We start from the raw sequence: 19,530 nt of genomic DNA on the forward strand, positions 1-19,530 counted from the left end.
TACTGGGCCCATGGACGACCTCGTACGCTCCCTGCTGCCCCTGACCACCAGCGCGGAGGAGGGGGAGCGGGCCGCGCGGGTGGCGCTGCTGCCCGTGGGCAGCCTCGAACAGCACGGCCCCCATCTCCCGCTGGTCACCGACACGGTCGTCGCCTGCGTCCTGGCCCGCGTCCTCGCCGGCGCCCGCCGCCTGCGCGTCCTGCCCCCCGTCACCGTCGGCTGCTCCCACGAGCACGCGGCCTGGCCCGGCACCGTCAGCATCTCGGCCCCCACCCTGCACGCCGTCGTCACCGACATCGCCGCCTCCCTCGGGGACACCCGGCTCGTCCTGGTCAACGGCCACGGGGGGAACCACGTGCTCGCCAACACCGTCCAGGAGTCCGGCGGCCGGATGGCGCTCTTCCCCTGCCCCGGCGACTGGGAGGCCGCCCGCGCGGCCGCGGGGATGGCCACCGGCAACGACGGCGACATGCACGCCGGCGAACTGGAGACCTCCGTGCTCCTGCACGCGGCCCCGGAGCTGGTCCGCGAGGGCTACGAGCACGCCGACCACGTCACCCCTCCGCGCGACCACCTGCTCACCGTGGGGCTGGCGCCCTACACCGCCTCGGGCGTGGCCGGCAGGCCCTCGCTGGCCACGGCGGCCAAGGGGCACGCCCTCCTGGCCGCGCTCGACCGGGCCTTCGAGGGGTGCCTGGCCGCCCTGGACGGCGCGCCCCGCCCCGCGCCCGGGGCGGCCCCCGGCCCCGGCGGCGCCCCGGCCTGAGGCCGCCGCCCGGAGGCCGGTGCGCCGCCGGACGGGGTGTCCCGCCCTGTGTCGAGACGAAGATTCGGATTGCTACCATCTCGGAAAACGAGACAGAAAGGCGCCGATGGCCTCCCTCGTCTTCGCCGTGTTCGCGCTGGCGCACCTGTGCCTGACCCTCTGGCTGGTGTGGCTGGCGGCCACCCGGCGCTCCGCCCACACCTGGCTCGTCGCGCTCGTCGCCGCGGGCCTGGTCTACGACAACGGGATCGTCGCCCTCGGCTCCACCCTCGGTGCGGGCGACCTGCTGTACGCGCTGAACCTGCCCCGGTTCCTCGTGCACGCCCTGGTCACACCGCTGCTGGTCGTCTTCGCCGTCGGAGCCGCCCGCGACCTCGGGCTCGGCTGGGCGCGCGGGCGCGCCGTCCACGCCGCCTCCTGCGTCCTGGCGCTGGCGCTCATCGCCTACGGCCTCGCCACCGAGGCGGTGGGGCTCACCCTGGTCCCCGGCCGGGAGGGGGACGCGCTGCGCTACTCCGCCGCCGAGTCCTCCGTGCCGGTCCCCTCCGTCACGGCCATCGTCGTGCTGATCCTGGTCGGCGCCGCGCTGCTGGTCCGTGCGCGGAGCGCGTGGATGCTGGCCGGGGCGGTGTTCATGTTCGCGACCGCGGCGGCGCCCTCCGCGCCGCTGGCGGTGGGCAACCTGGGGGAGGTGGCGCTCATCGCCGGACTCGCCCTCACCGCGCGGAAGGCGGGCAGCGCCGGTACGCCGGTGCGGCCCGCGTGGACGCGCTCCCGGGAGGCGCCCCCGGCCCGCTGAGCACTCCCGCGGCTGCCGGGGAACGCGCGGCGGCGACGCGGGGGAGGAGGCCGGCGGGCGCCGGCGGCCCACCCGTCACCGGTGTCGGTGCCGTCCGCCGGCCGGGCGGCCGAAGCCTCAGGCCGAACGCCCGGCGATGGGGTGGTAGGCGCGCTCCCGGCCCTCGAGGGCGTCCGTGACCATGGCTCCCAGGCTGTTGCGGATGTGGGAGCGCACCAGTCCTGCCGCGGCGGCGCCCTCGCCGGCGACGACGAGCTCCAGGATCCTGTGGTGCTGGTTCAGGTCGATGGTGCGCGGCTCGGCGCCCGCGGGCAGTTCCAGCCCGATCCGCCGGTACCGGTCGGCCTTGTCCCACAGGTCGTCCAGGAGCCTGACCATCACGTTGTTGTGGGAGGCGGCGTAGATCGCCCGGTGGAAGGCCCGGTGCGCCGTGATGGCCTCCTCCCCCCAGCTGCGGGTGACCGGCAGCAGGGCGTCGGCCGCCGCCCTCATCGCGGCGATCTCCCGGTCCGTCCGGCGCAGCGCGGCGAGCTCGGTGGCGGAGGGTTCCAGCGAGAAGCGGACCTCCAGCAGCTCGCGCGCCTCGAAGGCGCTCATGGGCGCCACGCGGACGTCCCGGTGGGCGTCCATCACGACCCAGTCCTCGCTGGCCAGCCGTCTGATCGCCTCGCGCAGGGGGGTGATGCTCATCCCCATCTCCTCCGCCAGTTCGTACTGCGACAGGCGTGATCCCGGGGCGAGCTCACCGGAGGTGATGCGGCGGCGCAGCTCCGCGTAGGCCAGGCCGCCCTTGCTGGAGAAGACGTTCGCGCTGGTCATCGTGGCCTCTCTCACACAATCCTCGCTCGCGGGCTTGTGACCCCCGTCTCGGTCAGTATAGGCTCCGCATAACTTATAAGGGACTTATAAGAACTGGTTCGGCAGGAAGAAGGCCATGAAGATCGTTTCCGCCCACGTCGGGACCATCCCGATCAGCTCGTCGATGCGCAACGCCTACATCGACTTCAGCAAGATGGACTGCACGATCCTCGCGCTTGTCAGTGACGTGGTGGTCGACGGTGAGCCCCTGGTGGGCTACGGCTTCAACTCCAACGGCCGGTACAACGCCACGGCCATCCTGGGCGAGCGGATGCTGCCGCGGCTGCAGGACGCCTCGCCGGAGGAACTGCTGGACGGCGACGGCGAACTCTCGCCCGCCGCGGCGTGGGACGTCATGATGCGCAACGAGAAGCCCGGCGGGCACGGTGAGCGCTCCGTCGCCGTCGGCGTGGTGGACATGGCGCTGCACGACCTCGCCGCCAAGGCCGCGGGTGTGCCGCTGTACCGGTGGATCTCCGACCACTACGGTGACGGCGACCCGGACGAGGACGTCTTCGTCTACGCCGCCGGCGGCTACTACGCGCCCGGCAAGTCCCTGAAGGACCTGCAGGACGAGATGAGGGGCTTCCTCGACGCCGGGTACGAGATCGTCAAGATGAAGATCGGCGGCGCCGACCTGGCCGAGGACCTCAGGCGCATCGAGGCGGTCATCGACGTCCTGGACGGCGACGGGTCCCGCCTGATGGTGGACGTCAACGGCAAGTTCGACCTGCGGACCGCGCTGGACTACGGCCGGGCCATCGAACGGTACGGCCTCTTCTGGTACGAGGAGGTCGGCGACCCGCTGGACTACGGCCTCAACGCGACGCTGTCGGAGAACTACCGCCACCCCATCGCGACCGGCGAGAACCTGTTCTCGCTGCAGGACGCCCGGAACCTGATCCGCTACGGCGGAATGCGCCCGGACCGCGATTTCCTCCAGGTCGACCCGGCGCTGAGCTACGGGTTGACGGAGTACCGCCGGGTCCTGGACATGCTCGCCCTGCACGGCTGGTCCTCCCGCCGGTGCGTCCCGCACGGGGGGCACCAGTTCTCACTGCACATCGCCGCGGCCCTCAAGCTCGGCGGCAACGAGTCCTACCCCGGGGAGTTCCAGCCCACGGGCGGTTTCACCGACGACGCGGTGGTCGCCCGCGGCCGTGTGGCGCCGGGGGAGCTGCCGGGCATCGGGCTCGAGGGCAAGGCGGAGTTCCACCGCCTCCTCCGCGGCCTGCACGCCTGACCGGCCGGGGCCGGCGGCCCCCGAACCGTCCGCGGAGGCGGGGCCGCCGGTCCCGACGACACCCGCGACCGCCCCGGGGCGGTCCGGACGACCGTCCCCGCGGCGACCCCCGACGAAGTCGGCCCCATGACCGACGACGGACCCCTGGGCTCCCCGGCGGAGTGCCCACGTCCCCCTTTTCCCTCATGGCCGATGTCGACCCGCGTACCCCCCGCGCCGACCCCCCCGCAGCAAGTCGCGCCGAGCAAGAGACCGAAGAAGGTACGGCAATGGCACACTCCTACCTGTATCCCCTCCGGGGGAACCTGTGGGCCTCGCACCGCGAGATCAAAGAGCTCCTGACGTTCTCCAGCCGCAGGAAGGCACCGGGGCCGGAGCCGGTGGCGTCGTCCCCCGGGGGCGGCGGAGTCTCCGAGCGGGCCCCCGGCGCCCCGGAGGGCCCGGGACCGGCCCGGGGCTCCGGGGATCCCGGACCCGGGTACACGCCCGCACGCCTCATCGGACTGGTACTCGGGCCGCTGCTCTTCGCGGTGACGCTCGTGTTCTTCGAGCCCGAGGGGCTCTCGCCGGAGGGGCGGGCGGTCCTCGCCACCACCCTGTGGGTCGCGACCTGGTGGATCACGGAGGCGATCCCCATCCCGGTCACGTCCCTGCTCCCGATCGTGCTCCTGCCGCTGACCGGTGCGCTGGGCGGGGACGCGGTGGTCGCGGCGTACGGCAACGACATCATCTTCCTGTTCCTCGGGGGCTTCTCGCTCGCAATCGCGATGGAGAAGTGGAACCTCCACCAACGCATCGCCCTCTCGATCGTCGCGGCGATCGGCACGAGTCCGCGCCGTATCGTCCTCGGGTTCATGGTCGCGACGGGCTTCCTGTCGATGTGGGTCTCCAACACGGCCGCCACGATGATGATGATCCCCGTGGGGCTGGCGGTCGTCTACCAGGCCGCCCGTTCGCTGCGGGGCGGGGAATTCGCCGCGGACCTGCCGAAGTTCGAGAAGTCCATCGTCTTCGGTATCGGTTACGCGGCCACCATCGGCGGTCTCGGGACGCTCATCGGGACGCCGCCGCTCGCCATTCTCTCGGGGACCGTCGGGGAGCTCTTCGGCGAGAGCATCTCGTTCGGCGGATGGATGGTGTTCGGACTCCCGATCGTCGTCGTCCTCCTGGCCTTCGCGTGGTTCTACCTGACCGGCGTCGTGTTCAAGGTCCGCTTCAAGCACCTCCCCGGCGGCAAGGAGATCATCCGGGGGGAGAGGAGGTCCCTCGGCAGGATGTCCGCCGAGGAGAAGGCCGTGCTCGTCGTCTTCCTCGGGGCGGCGTTCATGTGGGTGACCCGTTCGTTCCTCTGGGACGGCCTTCTCCCGGGCATCAGCGACGGCGTGATCGCCGTCGTCGCCACGGTGGTGCTGTTCACGCTTCCGTCGCGCAACGACGAGGAGAGGAAGATCCTCCGATGGGAGGACTCGAAGAAGATCCCCTGGGGGATCCTCCTGCTGTTCGGCGGCGGGCTGGCCATCGCCGCGGGGTTCGTCGAGACCGGCCTCTCCGCGTGGATCGGCGAGCAGCTGCGCACGCTCGACGGGATCGACGTGGTCCTGATCATCGTCATCGCCACCGCCCTCGTGCTGTTCCTGACGGAGATCACCTCCAACGCCGCGACGGCGACGATGATCCTCCCCGTCATGGCGGCCTTCGCGATCTCGCTGAACGTTCACCCCTACGCGCTGATGGTCCCCTGCGCGATGGCCGCGAACTGCGCGTTCATGCTTCCGGTGGGCACCCCTCCGAACGCGATCATGTTCGGCACCGGCCGGGTGACGATCATGGAGATGGTCAGGACCGGGTTCTGGCTGAACGTCATCGCCCTCGCCCTCATCGTCGCGGGCACGCTCTACATGCTGCCGCTCATGTGGGGGATCGACCTCATGTCCCTTCCCGCCGGGTTCCGGTGAGGCCTGGCCGGTGACACCGGCCCGGAGGAGCGGGGCGTGGACCCCGCCCCTCCTGGCCGGTTCCGCCGGGTGCTCCGCGCCGGTCCCGGGGGACGCGTTCGCCGCCCGGTCCGGTCGCCGGCCGCCCATGCAGCACCGCCGCGTGCCCTCGGGGGCGGGACCGGACCCGCCCCCGAGGGCACGCCCGCGCCCGCGTCCGTGTCCCCCGTGCTCCTTCCGACGACCGCGGCGAAAGATCAGGACAAAGTCATTTCCGAAGGCGCCTGAGTCGAAAATCCCTTTTGTGAAATAGAAGAAGTTGTTCCACTCGTTGCTCCCTCGTCGGTGTTTTGTCGTGCCGGATAACGCAGTTCGGAGGGCCGTTCCGGGGGAAACGGAAAGAAAAGCCCTCCGGCGCGATAGATTCGCCGGTGGGCCGTATTTCAGGGTGTCGGGCACGGGATGGTTTCTGTTCCCGTGCCCTGTGCCCCCTTCGGGAGAACGGTCCGTTCGGAAAACAGCAGCGGTCTGTCGACCTTCTTCCGTGAGGAGAGACGTGTGAGCATGGCGACGACGCCCGAGGACGACACGGACCGGCGGGCGAGCGCCGGCGCCGCCGCGCGCACCCCGCCGGGGACGGACCATGGCGAGGGCTACTGGCGGTTCGTCACCTGGATCGACGACGGCGGCGCCACCGTCGGCCTCACCGTCCATGTGGCCCGGTACGGGGTCGAGGACGCGGACGGCCGCCCCACCCACGCCCACGCCGCCACCTGGCACGTCCGCGACCGGGGGACGGGCCACCGTGCCGACGCCTCCTGGACGGACACCGGGTTCCTCGACCTGGCGCGCGCCGCGGCCGAGAACGACCCCTTCCTGGACCGCAGCGTGCGCGCCGCGATGCTGGACCTCCTCAAGCCCGGCGACGGGCTGTACCCCGACCGCGAGCTGCCCGGGCCCGTGGTGGCGGGCGGGGGCGGCCTCGACCTCGACTACGGCGGTGTCGTCCGCCTGCGCGCGGACGGGGACCGCCTCCTCCTCGACCTGCGCGGCGACGAGGGCTCCTGGCGCCTGCGTCTCACCCCCGCGGCGCCCGCGTCCCCCCACACGGCCGTGGACGGCCTCCCCTCGGCGCGGCCGTCCCGGGTCGTGCCGCGTGTCGTCGTGGAGGGGACCCGGACCGATGCCGACGGGGAGCGGCCCGTCCACGGTACGGGCTGGTACGAGCGCGTCCTGCCGGACGCTCCCCGCGACGCGGCCGGACCGGTCCCGGACAGCGAACCCGTGTGGACCCGTGCCGTGGCGCGCCTGGACGACGGATGGACCGTCACCGCCACGCGGCGCGGCCGGGTGGACGCCCTCACGGGGCGGACCCGCACCGAGCCGGTGGAGGTCCTGCTGCACTCGCCGGAGGGGGGTTGCACGACGGTGCGGGCGAGCGTGACCGACGCCGCGACCTGGACCTCCCTGGCCAGCCTGCGCGTCCACGTCACCGAGTGGTTGATCGAGGCCCACGGCGGTCTGCGCCTGTGGGTGCGGGCGTGGTCCCCCTCCCAGGAGTCCCGCGCCCTCCTCCACGGCACCGGCACCCTCGTGGCCCACGCCGACGTCGAGGGCGTCCGGGGCGGTGTGCCCGTCCGCGGACGCGGACACCTGGAATCCCGCCCGGCCGGCAGGATCACGCGCTTCGAGCCCCACATGCGCGGTATAGAGGCCGTGGTGAGGGAGGAACTGAGGAGCGTCTACCCCGACCGCCCGGACCGGGACGCCCTCACCGCACTCGCGGGTCTGGAGGAGCGCCCCGGGGTGCTCGACGCCTCGACGGCGGACGACCTGCACGCCGCGCTCGTCCGCCCCCTCCGCCACACCACGGACGGCGCGGGCAAGGGCATGCGGACCTACCTGTGGTTGCAGATCGTGGACCTGTACGGAGGAGACCCCCAACGGCTCCGGCCCATGCTCGCGGTCATCGAGGCACTCCAGACGGGCAACCTCATGATCGACGACATCCAGGACCGCTCGCCCATGCGCAGGGGGCGGCCCGCCGCCCACACGGTGTTCGGGGACGCGTTGACGATCAACGCCGGGACGCACGCCTACTTCCTCGTCGACCAGGTCCTCCCCCCGCTCGTGCGCGGGGACGACCGCCTGCTCCTGGCCGTGTACCGGATCGTCATGGGCATCATGCGCGCCGGGCACGCGGGCCAGGCACTGGACATCACCGGCCACGCCGCCGCGATGGACGAGGCCGTGCGCACCGGTGAGGCCGGCCCCCTCCTGAGCCGGATCCGCACCGCCCACCTCCTCAAGACGGCCCTGCCCATACGCAGCCTGGCCGAGATCGCCGCGCTCCTGTCCGGTGCCTCCGAGGAGCAGCTCCGGGGCGTCCGCGTCTACGGGGAGAAGGTCGGCCTGGCCTTCCAGATCGGAGACGACATGCTGGACCTGAGGGGGGTCACCGTGCGCGACCCCTCCGGAGCGCTGACGTCCACCAAACTCCGGGCCGAGGACCTGCGGGAGGGCAAGGTGACGATGCCCCTGGCCCACGCCGTCGCCCTCCTGCCCCCCGACCGCGTACGCGTGATCTGGGAACGCGTGCGGACAGGCGTGGCGGACGAGGCGGAGGCCGCGGAGATCGCCGACGAGCTCATCGCCTGCGGCGCGGTGCGGGCCTGCGAGGACGAGTGCCGCGCGCTGGTCGACGAGGGCTGGGGGCGGTTGCGGGGGGACCTGCCCCGGAACTGGTCGGCGCTGGGCCTCCACGCCCTGGGAACCTGGGCCGTCCACCGGAACGCGGAGTGCTGAGCATGGTACGTTCCGCGTCACCGAGCCCGCAGGGGACGGCCGGCACGCCCGCGCCCGCCACGTCCACGCTGAGCGTCCGCGGCGTCCACAAGTCCTACGGCCACCACCGCGTACTCCGCGGCGCCGACCTGGAGCTGCCCCCGGGGTGTCTGGGCGGCGTGGTCGGCGAGAACGGCGCCGGCAAGTCCACCCTCCTGCGCATCCTCGCCGGACAGCTGTCGCCCGACCGGGGGGAGGTGGCCTACGCCGGGCGGCTGGGGTACTGCCCCCAGCACACGGTCCTCAACCCGTCCTTCACCGTGGAACAGCACCTGCGGTTCTTCCAGGTCGCCTACGACCTGCCGGACCTGGCGCTGGCCCACGAGCTCATGGACCTCCTGTCGTTCGCCGGGTACCGGCGCCACCGTGTGGGCTCCCTCAGCGGGGGGACCCGGCAGAAGCTCAACCTCACCCTGGCCCTCATGCACGATCCGCCCCTGCTGCTCCTCGACGAGCCCTACCAGGGCTTCGACTGGGAGACCTACGAACGCTTCTGGGAGCTGTCCGCCCGCCTGCGCGACCGGGGCCGGTCGGTGCTGGTGGTCTCCCACATCGCCTTCGACACGACCCGCTTCGACCGCCTGTGGCGACTGGAACAGGGCCGACCGGTACCGGCGTCCACAGGAGCGGGGGAGGGGCGGTGAACGCGCGTCGGGCCTGGGACCGCTACCGGACCGCGACGGTGTTCGCGGTCACCGAGCACCTGCGCAACCGCCTGGCCCTCGTGCTCGTGCTGGGCTTCGTGCCGCTGTGGATCACCCTGGTCCACCTGGTGATCGCCGACGGCGACGTCACGTTCCTGCTGCGCGCCAGCGGCGAGCACCTGACGGTGAACGGCAACCACATCAGCCAGATCTCGGGGGCCGTCAACGCCGTCACGCTCATCGTCGGCTTCATGATGTTCATCGTGACGTTCCGGTCGGTGGGCTTCGACCAGCGGCTGGTCCTGGCGGGCTATCCCCGCAGTCACCTGCTGGCGGGCAAGCTCACGGCGCTGGTCCTGGCCACGGCGGCGGTGTGCGCCTACGCCACGGCGGTGACGGCCGTGTACTGGACCCCCGAGCGGCCGGTGGCGCTGTGGATGGCGCTGTGCGGGGCCGCGCTCGCGTTCGGCGGGATCGGGATCGCCCTCGGGGTGGCCCTGCGCGGGGAGCTGGAGGGCATGTTCGTCGTCATCATGCTCAGCATCATCGACATGGGGCTCCAGAACCCGGTGGCCAACCCCGCCGCCGACAGCGACGTCGTGCGCTACCTGCCCGCCTACGGGACCATGCAGTCGGGAACGGCGGCGGGGTTCGTGGAGGACGTCCCGTGGGCCCACATGGCGCTGGGGCCGCTGTGGTTCGTGTGTGCGGTGGTGGTGGCAGGGACGGTGCTGTGGATGCGCACCCGTGACCGCCGCTCGCCCCTGGCCGGGATGCGCAGGGGTGTTCCGCGGCGGGGATGAGGGACGCCCCGCCGAACCGCCGTGCGCGGCGCCCCCGGGGCAGGTCCCGCGGCCACCGGGAGGGGCGGCCCCCTCCCGGCGGCCGCAGGACCTGGACGGTCCGCGGAACACGGCCCGGGCCCGGTCAGAACCAGAACCACTGGATCGGGTTCATGCCGTAGACGGCGACGAACGCGCCGCCGACGACCGCGGTGACGGCCACAGAGGTCAGGACCGGGCGCCGCGCGGGAAAGCGCCGCGCGCACGCCCACACCAGGAAGGCCAGGCCCGCGGCGACGGACGCGCTCCAGTAGGCCACCGAGGTGGTCTCGGCGACCACGAGGTGCCCGTAGACCCCCTCGCCGATGAGCACACCGCTGAGCATGCCCGTGCCCCAGGGGGCGAAGCCGGTGCGAAAGCGCAGGGAGTGGGCCGTCAGGCCGAGGAAGGGGCCCACCAGGACGGCCGCGGTGAGCCAGAAGGCCGTGGTGCCAGCCGAGGCGTGGTAGCCGCGCAGGACCGAGGCCAGGTCGTAGCCGAGCATCATGCACGCCAGCGCCGCCGCGGCGGCGGCCACGGCCGCCCACCGGCGCCGGGGCAGCAGGGCGAGGAGGAACGCCGCCACGCTCCAGGAACCGCTGGAGTTGCTCAGGGAGTTCAGGTGGAAGGGCAGCCATCCCTGGCTGAAGGAGGTCAGCGCGCCGATGGCCAGCCCGCCGAGCGCGGCCGCGGCGAGGGCGCCCACGGAGGCGGCGAGGCCGGGGGGTGTCGGGTGCGGGGTCGTCGTAGAGGCGCTCATGCCTGCGTCATCGCCTCTCCGGGCCCGCCGGGTTCGGCGGCGGGGGCAACGAATTCATGACGCCGCCCGGGCCCCTCGCGGTGGCGGCCCCGGCGCAGGTCCGCGCTCGCGTCCCCGTCCGTCCCCGGGCACGGAGGCGCAGCGGCGACCGCGACACGAGGACCGCCGCGCCGGGCAGCGCGGCGACCAGGGAGAGGAGGCCGTAGAGCACCGAGACCGTCACCCCGGTGGCGGCGCCCAGGCCGGCCGCGCCGAACGCCAGCGCCGTGACCGCCTCGCGCGGCCCCCAGCCGCCGACGTTCACCGGCAGGCTCATCGCCAGCAGGGCCAGCACCACCAGGGGGACCAGCTGCTGCACCGGCGCGGTGACACCGGCGAGGCGCGCCGCCACCGCGAACAGGGTCACGTGCCCGGCCAGCGCCGCCGCGGACAGCAGAACCACGCGCGGCCAGCGCGCGAACACCCCCGAGCGGACGTCGGCCGCGGCGGTGCGCAGGGCCCGCCACCAGCGGGTTCCGCGGGCACGGCCCGCCCGCAGGCCGAACGCCGCCGCCAGGGCGACCGCCGCGACCGAGCCCGACGCCGCCCCCACCGCCCACAGGCCCGGACCGAGCAGCGCGGCCGGAAGGGCGAGGAGCAGCGCGGCTCCCGTCGCGGCCAGCACCGCCTGCCCCACCATGCGCTCCAGGACCACAGCGCGCACGCCCCGCCCGAGGTCGCCGCTGGACCGGCCGTGGCCGACCGCGCGGTTCACGTCCCCGAGCACCCCGGCGGGCAGCACCGCGTTCAGGAACACGGACAGGTAGTAGTCGGCCACCGCGCGCCGGAACGGGAGGCGCAGGCCCACCCCGAGCGCCACCTCCCGCCAGCGGCACGCGCACAGCACCGTCGTCGCCGCGCCGATCCCCAGGGCGGTCAGGACCGGGCCGGCGCCCACGGCCGAGAAGGCGTCGGTGAACGTCCCGCCGGGGAACCACCACACCACCGCCGCCAGGATCGCGGCCCCGGCCGAGGTCCGGGCCCACACCCGCCACCGGCGGGACGGGGCGCCGCCGGTTCGCGGCCCCTCCCGTGTCCCCCGTGCGGTCGTGGCGGTCATGCGCTCGTCGCCCCTCCGACGTCGGCGGGCCCGGCGGGGCCGCCGCGGTCCACCGTGCCTTCTCCGGGCGGCCGCGGCGTGCTCCGAGGGCGTGCCGGTTCCGCGCCCGGGCGCCCCGTCCGACCCGGAGGGGCGTATGTCCCGCACCTACCCGGGGCGGCGCACCCGTATCCCGGCGCGGACGGCCCCGGTCGCTCCCGCGGACTGCCCGCGTCCGGCGGTCCGGACGGGCCGTCCACCGTGCGGCGGCGTCCGGGGCCCGGCGGCCCGCCCGGGGACCGGGACGCGCACGGCGGGCCCGGCCGCGCCGCGCTCATCCGCGGGCCGGGGGACGCGGGAGCACCAGCAGGTCGGTGTGGTGGACCGTCACGCCCAGCTCCCCCCGAGCGCACGCCTCCAGCCTCCGCTCCAGGTACGCGGCGCCGGGGAGCGAGGGGTCCTGCTCGACGGCGGCGCCCGTCCAGCCCCGCAGCCAGGCCCGCGTCAGCGCCGCGTCCCCGGGCCCCAGGCGCCACGGGCTCGGGAACATCCGCACCTGCCGACCCAGGCCCTCGAACGCGGCGGCCGCGGCCCCGGCCGCCTCCGGTCCCAGCCGGCCCTCCCGCCTCTGGTGGGCGTCGAACGCCTCCGCGAACGCCGCGTCCGACGGGTCCCCGGGCGAGAACTCCACCCGCCCGACCACCGAGAGCGAGAACAGCGCCGGGCACCCGGAGGCGGACACCGCCTCCGCGAGCCCCGCGACCTCGGCCCCGGTGAGCAGGTCGAGGAGCGCCGAGGCCACCACGAGGGTCACCCCCTCCAGGTCGCGGGCGCACAGCGCCGCCACGTCCCGGCGGCGCGTCCGCACCGAAGCGGCGGGGACCCGCCTCCCCGCCTCCTCCAGCAGGGCCGGGTCGCGGTCGAACAGGAGCCAGCGCTGGGGCCGGGGCAGCCGCGGCCCCAGCCAGCGCCCCAGCGACCCCGTCCCGCAGCCCAGGTCGGCGACCACCCGCCCGTGGTCGGCCAGGAGCGCGAGCGGGGCGGTGGAGCGGGCCCGCGCGTCCGCGCCCTCGCGCAGGGCCAGCCACTCCGGCGCGAACGCCGGGACACCGGTCGTGCTCAAGGCGTCGCCTCCCCGTCCAGGACGGCCGCCATGCGCCGGGCCGTCTCCTCCCATCCTGCCAAGCCCTCCCGCCGTGCGCGGGCCGAACGCCTCAGACGGGAGCGGAGGCCGGGGTCGGTGAGCCAGCGGCGCAGGGCGGCGGCCAGGGCCCCCGGGTCCCCGGGAGGCACCAGCAGTCCCGGACGGGAGCCGTCCGGGGCGGAGCCCAGCGCCTCGGGCACCCCGCCCACCGATGTCGCGGCCACGGGGACGCCCCGGGCCAGCGCCTCGGTCACGACCATGCCGTAGGTCTCCCCGCGCGAGGGCAGGACGAGGAGGTCGCAAGCGGTGTAGGCGGCCTCCAGGTCCGCGCCGGTGAGGGGCCCGGTGAAGGCCACCCGGTCCGCGAGGCCGTGCTCGCGGACCAGGCCGCGGAGGCGGGCCGCGTGTGCCCCCGCGTCCCCGGACGGGACCGGGCCGACGCACGCGCATCCCCAGGGCAGGCCCGCCAGCGCGGCGAGCGCGGACACGAGGACGTCGTGCCCCTTGCGCGGGGTCACCGAGGCCACGCACAGCAGGCGCGTGCCGTCGCCGACGGGGGAGAGGGGCACCGGGTCCGCGCCGGGCTCGACCACGTGCACGCCTTCCACCCCGTGGTGGGCGGACACCCGCCGCGCCGCCCACCGGCTCGTCGCCACCACGGCGGAGGCGGCCCGCAGGACCGCACGCTCACGCGAGTCCAGGGCGGCGGCCCGCGCCTCGGGAAGCCCCGTCTCGTCGGCCAGCGGCAGGTGCACCAGGACCACCAGCCGCAACCGGGGCGCGTGGGGGAGCAGGACCTCGGGCACCCCGCAGGCGACGAGGCCGTCCAGGAGCACCGCGGCCCCGTCGGGGACGCCCTCCAGCACGCGGGAGAGGCCGGCCCGCGCGGCGGGGTCCGCGACGGGCCAGGCCCCGGGCACCGCCTCCTCCCGCACCGGGCGTCCCAGCCCGGCGAGGGCCTCGCGCAGGCGGCGGTCGTAGACCCCGCCGCCGCTGGGAGCGCCCCCGTGCGGGACGACGAGGACGGTCCTCACAGCTCGCGCTCGTAGCTCGCCCAGGCCACGTGCGACTCGTGCAGGGTGACCGCGACCGAGTCCAGGCCCCGCGCCCTCGCGTCGATGCGCTCCACCAGCCGGTCCGCGACGACCCTGGCCAGGAACTCCGTGGTGGTGTTCACCCCGGCGAAGTCCGGTTCCTCGTCCAGGTTGCGGTAGTTGAGCTCGGCGACCAGCCCTCCCAGTTCACGGGTGGCCAGGCCGATGTCCAGCACGATGTTGTCCGCGTCGAGTTCGCGGCGGCGGAAGGTGGCGTCCACGACGAACGTCGCCCCGTGCAGCCGCTGGGCGGGACCGAACACCGCTCCGCGGAAACTGTGGGCGACCATCAGGTGGTCGCGGACGGTGACGCTGTACATCGACGGGCTCCTCTGCGGTGGGGGCCGGCCGGACGTTCCAGCCGGCGTCGTGGTGGGGAAGGCCGTTCGGCGGGCGCGGACGCACGTCCGGTCCGCCCGCGCCCGTACGCGGGACGCGGGTTCGACCGGTCGACGTGGTGGCCGACCACGGCCGCGCCCGCGCCCGCGCGGGACGCGGCGGCGTTCAGGGCTCCGGGTAGACGATGCGGTGGCACAGGGCGGGAAGGCTCCCGTCGGCGAGGCGCGGCATCACCGCCGGCAGCTCCTCGAACGGGCTCTCCCCGGTGACCAGTGCGTCGAAGACGGGGTCGGACAGCAGCTCCAGTGCGAGGTCGAGACGGTCGCCGTGCCCCCGCGACCCCCGGCGCGCGGGGGAGACCGCCCCGACCTGGCTGGAGCGCACGGTCAGGCGGCGCGAGTGGAAGCCCTCGCCCAGGGGCACGCACACCCGCCGGTCCCCGTACCAGCTCATCTCCACCACCTCCCCCTCGTCGCGGACCAGTTCCAGGGAGCGCTCCAGCCCCGCGGGGTCGGCGCTGGTGTGGAAGACCCGGTCGCGCCCGACGCCGGCGTCCCCGGGGAGCGCGAACTCCACCCCGAGCCGCTCCGCCAGGTCCGCGCGCCCGGGGTCGACGTCCACCAGCTGCACCCGCACCCCCGGCACCCGGGAAGCCAGCCGGGCCACGGTGCACCCGACCATCCCCGCTCCGACCACCGTCAGCCGGTCGCCGAGCAGCGGCGGGGCGTCCCAGAGCGCGTTCACCGCCGTCTCCACCGCCCCCGCCAGGACCGCACGCCCCGGGGGCACGTCCCCGGGCACCGGCCGCAGCGCCCCGACCGGGAGCACGAACCGCGTCTGGTGCGGGAACAGGCTGAACACCGTCGTGCCCACCAGGTCCGGCGCGCCCTCCTCCACGACGCCGACGTTGAGGTAGCCGTACTTGAACGCGGAGCCGAAGTCCCCCTCCTGGAAGGGCGCCCGCATCACCTGCCGCTGGCTCGGCGGCACCGCGCCGCGGAACACCAGGGCCTCGGTGCCCCGGCTCACCCCCGAGTACAGGGAGCGCACCACCGCCTCGCCGGGCCCGGGAGGGGGCAGCACGCCCTCCCGGATCTCGCCCTCGCCGGGCGACCCCACCCAGAACGCCCGTGCCGTACGGCTCATGACCCTCCTCCTCGCCGTGCGCCGGTTCCGTGTCCGACGGCCCGCGTGCCGCCCGCCCCCGGCCCGGCCCGCCACAGCCCCGCCACGTCGCGCCCGAAGGACCAGGCCAGCAGCGCCAGGGCGCCCGCGGCCAGGGCCGTCGCACCCCCCGCGGGAACGACCGGGGCGGCGGCCGCCACCAGGGCCACGCCCTGGACGGCGGCCACCGCCTTGCGCGCCCGGCTCGGCGCCAGCGGTCCGCGCATCCACGGCGCCGCCCGCCCGGCGGCGACGAACGCGTACCGCATCGCGCCGATCGCCAGCACCCACCACCCCAGCTCCGCCGCCACCCGCACGCTCAGCACCAGGATCAGGAAGGCGTCCGCCTCCATGTCGAACCGCGCCCCGAACGACGACTCGGTCCCCGTGCGCCGGGCGACCAGGCCGTCCACGAGGTCCAGGGCCAGCGCGACCGACGCCAGGGCGACCAGGGGCCAGGCCGGACCGCCGTCCGCCACCAGGGCGACCACGCCGCCGATGAGCACCGACCGCGCCAGCGTCACCAGGTCCGCGGGACCCAGCCGGGACCGCCCGGACCTGCGCACCGCCCACGCCACGGCGGCCGCCCCCGCCAGCAGGAAGCCGGTACCGGCCGCCCAGCCCGCCGGGCCCAGGCCCGGGGCCCACGCGAGCAGCACCAGCAGCGCCGCCTGCGCGCACGCGGCGGCCCCCAGGGCCGCGGGATCACCCACGCGGACCGTCCAGGTGCGGGAGGTCGTGGCCCAGCCGGTCCCGCTTGGCGGTCAGGTACGCCACGTTCTCCCGGCGTGCGGGCATCAGCAGCGGAACCCGGGAGGCCACCTCCACCCCGTGCTCCCGGAGCGCCCGCACCTTGGCCGGGTTGTTCGACAGGAGCCGCACCGACCGCACCCCCAGGTGGAGCAGGATCCGCGCGGCCGGACCGTAGTCGCGCACGTCCACGGGCAGCCCCAGGGCGGTCGCCGAGTCCACGGTGTCCAGGCCGTGCGCGTCCTGGACGGCGAGGGTGCGCACCTTCTCCACCAGCCCGATACCGCGTCCCTCGTGTCCGCGCAGGTACACGACCACGCCCCGTCCCTCGGCGCAGATCAGGTCCAGGGCGGCCTCCAGCTGGTCCCCGCACTCACAGCGCAGCGCTCCGAAGACGTCGCCGGTCACGCACTCCGAGTGCGCCCGGGCCAGCACGTCCTCGCCCCCGCACACCTCGCCCAGGACCAGCGCGGCGTGCTCCCGGCCGTCGGAGGGGTCCCGCAGGGCCACGATGCGGAACGGCCCCCGCCTGGTGGCGAGCTCCGCCTCGGCCACGGCCGCGGGGCCCACGGCCGGCACCCCCGTGCCCAGCCCCTCCGGCCCCGCCCCGTCCGAACGGCTCCCGTCCGCCCCGCCCACGCCCTGACAGCTCATAAGCCCCCTCGATCCGTCTCGGAACAGCGGCCACACACGCCCGGTGCCCGGTGGCCCCCCGGGGAAAACCTCGCACAGGTCGGGCGCGGGGCCGGGGAGGCGCGAGCCGGGGGCGGCGGGGGCTCCGCCCCGTCCCCGGGCCGGCGCGGGCGCTCCCCGGCCCGTCCGGCCGAAGGCGTCGGGGCCCGTTCCGCGGGCCGCCCCGCTCCGCCCTCCACGACCGGGGGCAGGTCGGGGGCCTTGGCTGGAAAGCGCTTGCCCAGTAGGGTGGGCCACCCCGGCACGAGGAGGCGCCGCCCGTGGACATCCCCCGGAGCCCCGTCCTGAGAAGAAGCCCCCTGGTCGCAGGTGTGTGCGCGGTCGTCCTGGCCGCCTCCGCCGGCCCCGCCCCGGCCGAGCCGCGGGACGGCCCGGGGATCCGGCTGGAGCGGCTGGACCGGGGCCTGGTCGCGGTCCAGGCCGAGGACGGCGTCCTCCTGAGCTGGCGGCTGCTCGCCCACGAGGTCACCGGGCACACGGACACCGGGCTCAGGGGGCCGAGGTTCGCCGTGTACCGGGACGGCAGGGGCATCGCGACCGTGGCGGACAGCACCAACCTCCTCGACCCCGGGGGCTCGGAGGACTCCCGGTACGAGGTCGTGCCGCTGCCGAGGAGCTCCGGCGGACGGCTCGACATCGGTCCCGCCGGCGAGGCGTCCGTGTGGGCGGACGGCCACCACGACCTGCCCCTGAGCAAGCCGGAGGGCGGCACGACCCCGGCGGGGGAGCGGTACGGGTACACCGCCAACGACGTGGCCGTGGGAGACGTGGACGGCGACGGCCGGTACGAGTTCGTCGTCAAGTGGGAGCCCACCAACGCCAAGGACGTCTCCCAGCGGGGGTACACCGGCAACACCTACGTGGACACCTACACCCTGGAGGGCGAACTGCTGCACCGCGTCGACCTGGGCGTGAACATCCGCTCGGGGGCGCACTACACCCAGTTCCTCGTCTACGACCTCGACGGCGACGGACGGTCCGAGCTGATGCTCAAGACCGCGCCGGGGACCAGGACGCTGTCCTTCGACGGGGACGGGGGCGTGACGGAGGAGTACGTGACGCTGCCGGAGGAGGACGTCGCGGCCGGCCACGGCCACGGCGACGACCACCGGATGAGCGCGGCGGACTACCACGAGCACCTGGTCGGGATGTTCCAGGACTGGCACGGGCACCCCGAGGTGGTGGCGGGGAACTGGCCGGGCACCGTGGAGGAGGCCCTGGGCCTGGAACCGGAGTACGACCACCCGCTCGACAGGGACGACGCCGCCGCGCTCGCGGACTTCTTCGTGGACGAGTACGCCCCGGGGCGCAGCGGGCGCAACCTGCTCCGGGAGTTCGAGGGCTTCGTCGTGGACGGCCCGGAGTACCTGACCGTCTTCGACGGCCTGACCGGCGCGGAGCTGGACACCGTCCGCTACGAGCCGGGCCGGGGCGACGACGGGCTCCTGTGGGGCGACTACGCCATGGCGCGCATCGAACCGGGCAACCGGGTCGACCGCTTCCTGGCGGGCGTGGCCTACCTGGACGGCGAGCGCCCGTCGGCGGTGTTCGCCCGGGGCTACTACACGCGCTCGGCCGTGGCGGCCTACGACTTCGACGGCGAGTCGATCCGCCGCCGCTGGCTGGCCGACAGCGGACACGTCCCGATGGACAACCCCTTCGACGCCTCGCCGCACGCGGGCCGGGGCTCGGACCCCGCGCTGGGCGCGCTGGCCGGACAGGGGTTCCACTCCCTGGACGTGGCCGACGTGGACGGGGACGGGCGCCAGGAGATCGTCTACGGAGCGGCGACGCTGGACGACGACGGGACGCTCCTGTACTCCTCGCACGCCCCCGGGCCCCCCGGAAGCGCGGTGGAGGGCGAGTACACCAAGCTCGGGCACGGCGACGCGATGCACGTGGGGGACCTCGACCCGGACCGGGACGGCCTGGAGGTCTGGACGGTGCACGAGGGGGGCGCGCACGCGCCCTACGGCTTCGCGATGCGCGACGCCGCCACGGGGGAGGTCCTCTTCGGCGGGTACACGGGCGTGGACACCGGCAGGGCCATGGTCGGCGACATCGACCCGGACGTCCCCGGGCTGGAGGCGTGGTCCTCGATGCCGCCCGGCGACGACGTCGAGGCCGGGCTGTGGAGCGCCGGCGGGGAGTACCTGGGGGACAGGACCCCGGGCACCGACATGAGCATCCGCTGGGCCGCCGACATGACCACCCAGGTCGTGGAGCGCACCGGGACCGGGGAGCAGACGCAGGTCCCGGCGGTCGTGGACTGGAGGCGCGGCACGCTGCTCACCGCGGAGGGGACCCTCACCAACAACGGGACGAAGGGGAACCCCGCCCTCGTCGCGGACGTGCTCGGCGACTGGCGGGAGGAACTGGTCCTGCGCACCGCGGACAGCACGGCCCTCAGGATCCACACGAGCACCGAGGTGACCGACCGCAAGCTGCACACGCTCATGCAGGATCCCCAGTACCGGGTGGGCGCGGCCCGGCAGCAGACCGGTTACAACCAGCCCGCCCAGCCGTCCTTCCACCTGGGGTCGGACACCGACTGGGCGGGGGTCCCGGTGCCCGACGCCGTGTATCCGGAGTAGCCGTC

Annotated in this window: 17 protein-coding genes; 8 read left to right on the forward strand and 9 right to left on the reverse strand. The window is 74.8% G+C overall.

Going from position 1 to position 19,530, the window contains the following annotated elements:
* The first annotated feature begins 10 nt into the window (after window positions 1-10).
* Together OUQ99_RS13805 and OUQ99_RS13810 are read left to right on the forward strand one after the other, a co-directional pair.
* Window positions 11-766 (forward strand): creatininase family protein, encoded by a 756-nt coding sequence (locus tag OUQ99_RS13805; RefSeq protein WP_267949852.1) that lies wholly within the window; start codon window positions 11-13, stop codon window positions 764-766.
* 106 nt (window positions 767-872) lie between these two features.
* On the forward strand, window positions 873-1,565 hold the full coding sequence (locus tag OUQ99_RS13810; protein ID WP_267949853.1) for a hypothetical protein: 693 nt from the start codon (window positions 873-875) through the stop codon (window positions 1,563-1,565).
* A gap of 117 nt (window positions 1,566-1,682) precedes the next feature.
* Here OUQ99_RS13810 and OUQ99_RS13815 read toward each other — a convergent pair whose 3' ends face one another.
* Window positions 1,683-2,384: a GntR family transcriptional regulator gene (locus OUQ99_RS13815; RefSeq protein WP_267949854.1), complete on the reverse strand. Its 702-nt coding sequence runs from the start codon at window positions 2,382-2,384 to the stop codon at window positions 1,683-1,685.
* Window positions 2,385-2,499: 115 nt separating this feature from the next.
* Here OUQ99_RS13815 and OUQ99_RS13820 point away from each other — a divergent pair, with 115 nt between their 5' ends.
* The 5 genes from OUQ99_RS13820 to OUQ99_RS13840 all read left to right on the forward strand — a co-directional run bounded on the left by OUQ99_RS13820 (window position 2,500) and on the right by OUQ99_RS13840 (window position 9,891).
* Window positions 2,500-3,666, forward strand: coding sequence for an enolase C-terminal domain-like protein (locus tag OUQ99_RS13820; RefSeq protein ID WP_267949855.1), 1,167 nt, complete (start codon window positions 2,500-2,502; stop codon window positions 3,664-3,666).
* A gap of 269 nt (window positions 3,667-3,935) precedes the next feature.
* A complete protein-coding gene (locus OUQ99_RS13825; protein ID WP_267949856.1) occupies window positions 3,936-5,621 on the forward strand; it encodes an SLC13 family permease in 1,686 nt (561 codons plus the stop codon).
* Window positions 5,622-6,164: 543 nt separating this feature from the next.
* The gene (locus OUQ99_RS13830; protein WP_267950372.1) at window positions 6,165-8,405 is read left to right on the forward strand and encodes a polyprenyl synthetase family protein; all 2,241 of its coding nucleotides are present in this window, start codon (window positions 6,165-6,167) and stop codon (window positions 8,403-8,405) included.
* A gap of 2 nt (window positions 8,406-8,407) precedes the next feature.
* A complete protein-coding gene (locus OUQ99_RS13835) occupies window positions 8,408-9,088 on the forward strand; it encodes an ABC transporter ATP-binding protein (protein WP_267949857.1) in 681 nt (226 codons plus the stop codon).
* Window positions 9,085-9,891, forward strand: a complete 807-nt coding sequence (locus tag OUQ99_RS13840; protein ID WP_267949858.1) for an ABC transporter permease — start codon at window positions 9,085-9,087, stop codon at window positions 9,889-9,891. The genes OUQ99_RS13835 and OUQ99_RS13840 overlap by 4 nt, the downstream gene beginning before the upstream one ends.
* Before the next feature lie 124 nt (window positions 9,892-10,015).
* On the opposite strand, the gene OUQ99_RS13845 is transcribed toward OUQ99_RS13840, so the two are convergent.
* The 8 genes from OUQ99_RS13845 to OUQ99_RS13880 form a co-directional block, all read right to left on the reverse strand.
* On the reverse strand, window positions 10,016-10,669 hold the full coding sequence (locus tag OUQ99_RS13845; protein WP_267949859.1) for a DUF6518 family protein: 654 nt from the start codon (window positions 10,667-10,669) through the stop codon (window positions 10,016-10,018).
* 7 nt (window positions 10,670-10,676) lie between these two features.
* On the reverse strand, window positions 10,677-11,768 hold the full coding sequence (locus OUQ99_RS13850) for a lysylphosphatidylglycerol synthase transmembrane domain-containing protein (RefSeq protein ID WP_267949860.1): 1,092 nt from the start codon (window positions 11,766-11,768) through the stop codon (window positions 10,677-10,679).
* Between the two features lie 313 nt (window positions 11,769-12,081).
* On the reverse strand, window positions 12,082-12,870 hold the full coding sequence (locus OUQ99_RS13855; protein WP_267949861.1) for a class I SAM-dependent methyltransferase: 789 nt from the start codon (window positions 12,868-12,870) through the stop codon (window positions 12,082-12,084).
* The gene (locus OUQ99_RS13860) at window positions 12,867-13,925 is read right to left on the reverse strand and encodes a glycosyltransferase family 4 protein (RefSeq protein ID WP_267949862.1); all 1,059 of its coding nucleotides are present in this window, start codon (window positions 13,923-13,925) and stop codon (window positions 12,867-12,869) included. The genes OUQ99_RS13855 and OUQ99_RS13860 overlap by 4 nt, the downstream gene beginning before the upstream one ends.
* Window positions 13,922-14,305, reverse strand: a complete 384-nt coding sequence (locus tag OUQ99_RS13865; RefSeq protein ID WP_267949863.1) for a 6-pyruvoyl trahydropterin synthase family protein — start codon at window positions 14,303-14,305, stop codon at window positions 13,922-13,924. Before OUQ99_RS13865 ends, OUQ99_RS13860 begins: the two co-directional genes overlap by 4 nt.
* 184 nt (window positions 14,306-14,489) lie before the next feature.
* Window positions 14,490-15,470 carry a zinc-dependent alcohol dehydrogenase gene (locus tag OUQ99_RS13870; protein ID WP_267949864.1) on the reverse strand — a complete coding sequence of 327 codons (981 nt, stop codon included), beginning with the start codon at window positions 15,468-15,470 and terminating at the stop codon, window positions 14,490-14,492.
* Window positions 15,467-16,201 (reverse strand): CDP-alcohol phosphatidyltransferase family protein, encoded by a 735-nt coding sequence (locus tag OUQ99_RS13875; protein ID WP_267949865.1) that lies wholly within the window; start codon window positions 16,199-16,201, stop codon window positions 15,467-15,469. Before OUQ99_RS13875 ends, OUQ99_RS13870 begins: the two co-directional genes overlap by 4 nt.
* Entirely contained in the window at window positions 16,194-16,892 is a 699-nt protein-coding gene (locus OUQ99_RS13880) for a GTP cyclohydrolase II (RefSeq protein ID WP_267949866.1), read from the reverse strand. Before OUQ99_RS13880 ends, OUQ99_RS13875 begins: the two co-directional genes overlap by 8 nt.
* Window positions 16,893-17,242: 350 nt before the next feature.
* Here OUQ99_RS13880 and OUQ99_RS13885 point away from each other — a divergent pair, with 350 nt between their 5' ends.
* The gene (locus tag OUQ99_RS13885; protein ID WP_431061526.1) at window positions 17,243-19,525 is read left to right on the forward strand and encodes a rhamnogalacturonan lyase; all 2,283 of its coding nucleotides are present in this window, start codon (window positions 17,243-17,245) and stop codon (window positions 19,523-19,525) included.
* The last annotated feature ends 5 nt before the right edge of the window (window positions 19,526-19,530 follow it).

The organism is Streptomonospora nanhaiensis, assembly GCF_026642255.1.
In the GTDB taxonomy this organism is placed as follows: domain Bacteria; phylum Actinomycetota; class Actinomycetes; order Streptosporangiales; family Streptosporangiaceae; genus Nocardiopsis; species Nocardiopsis tropica.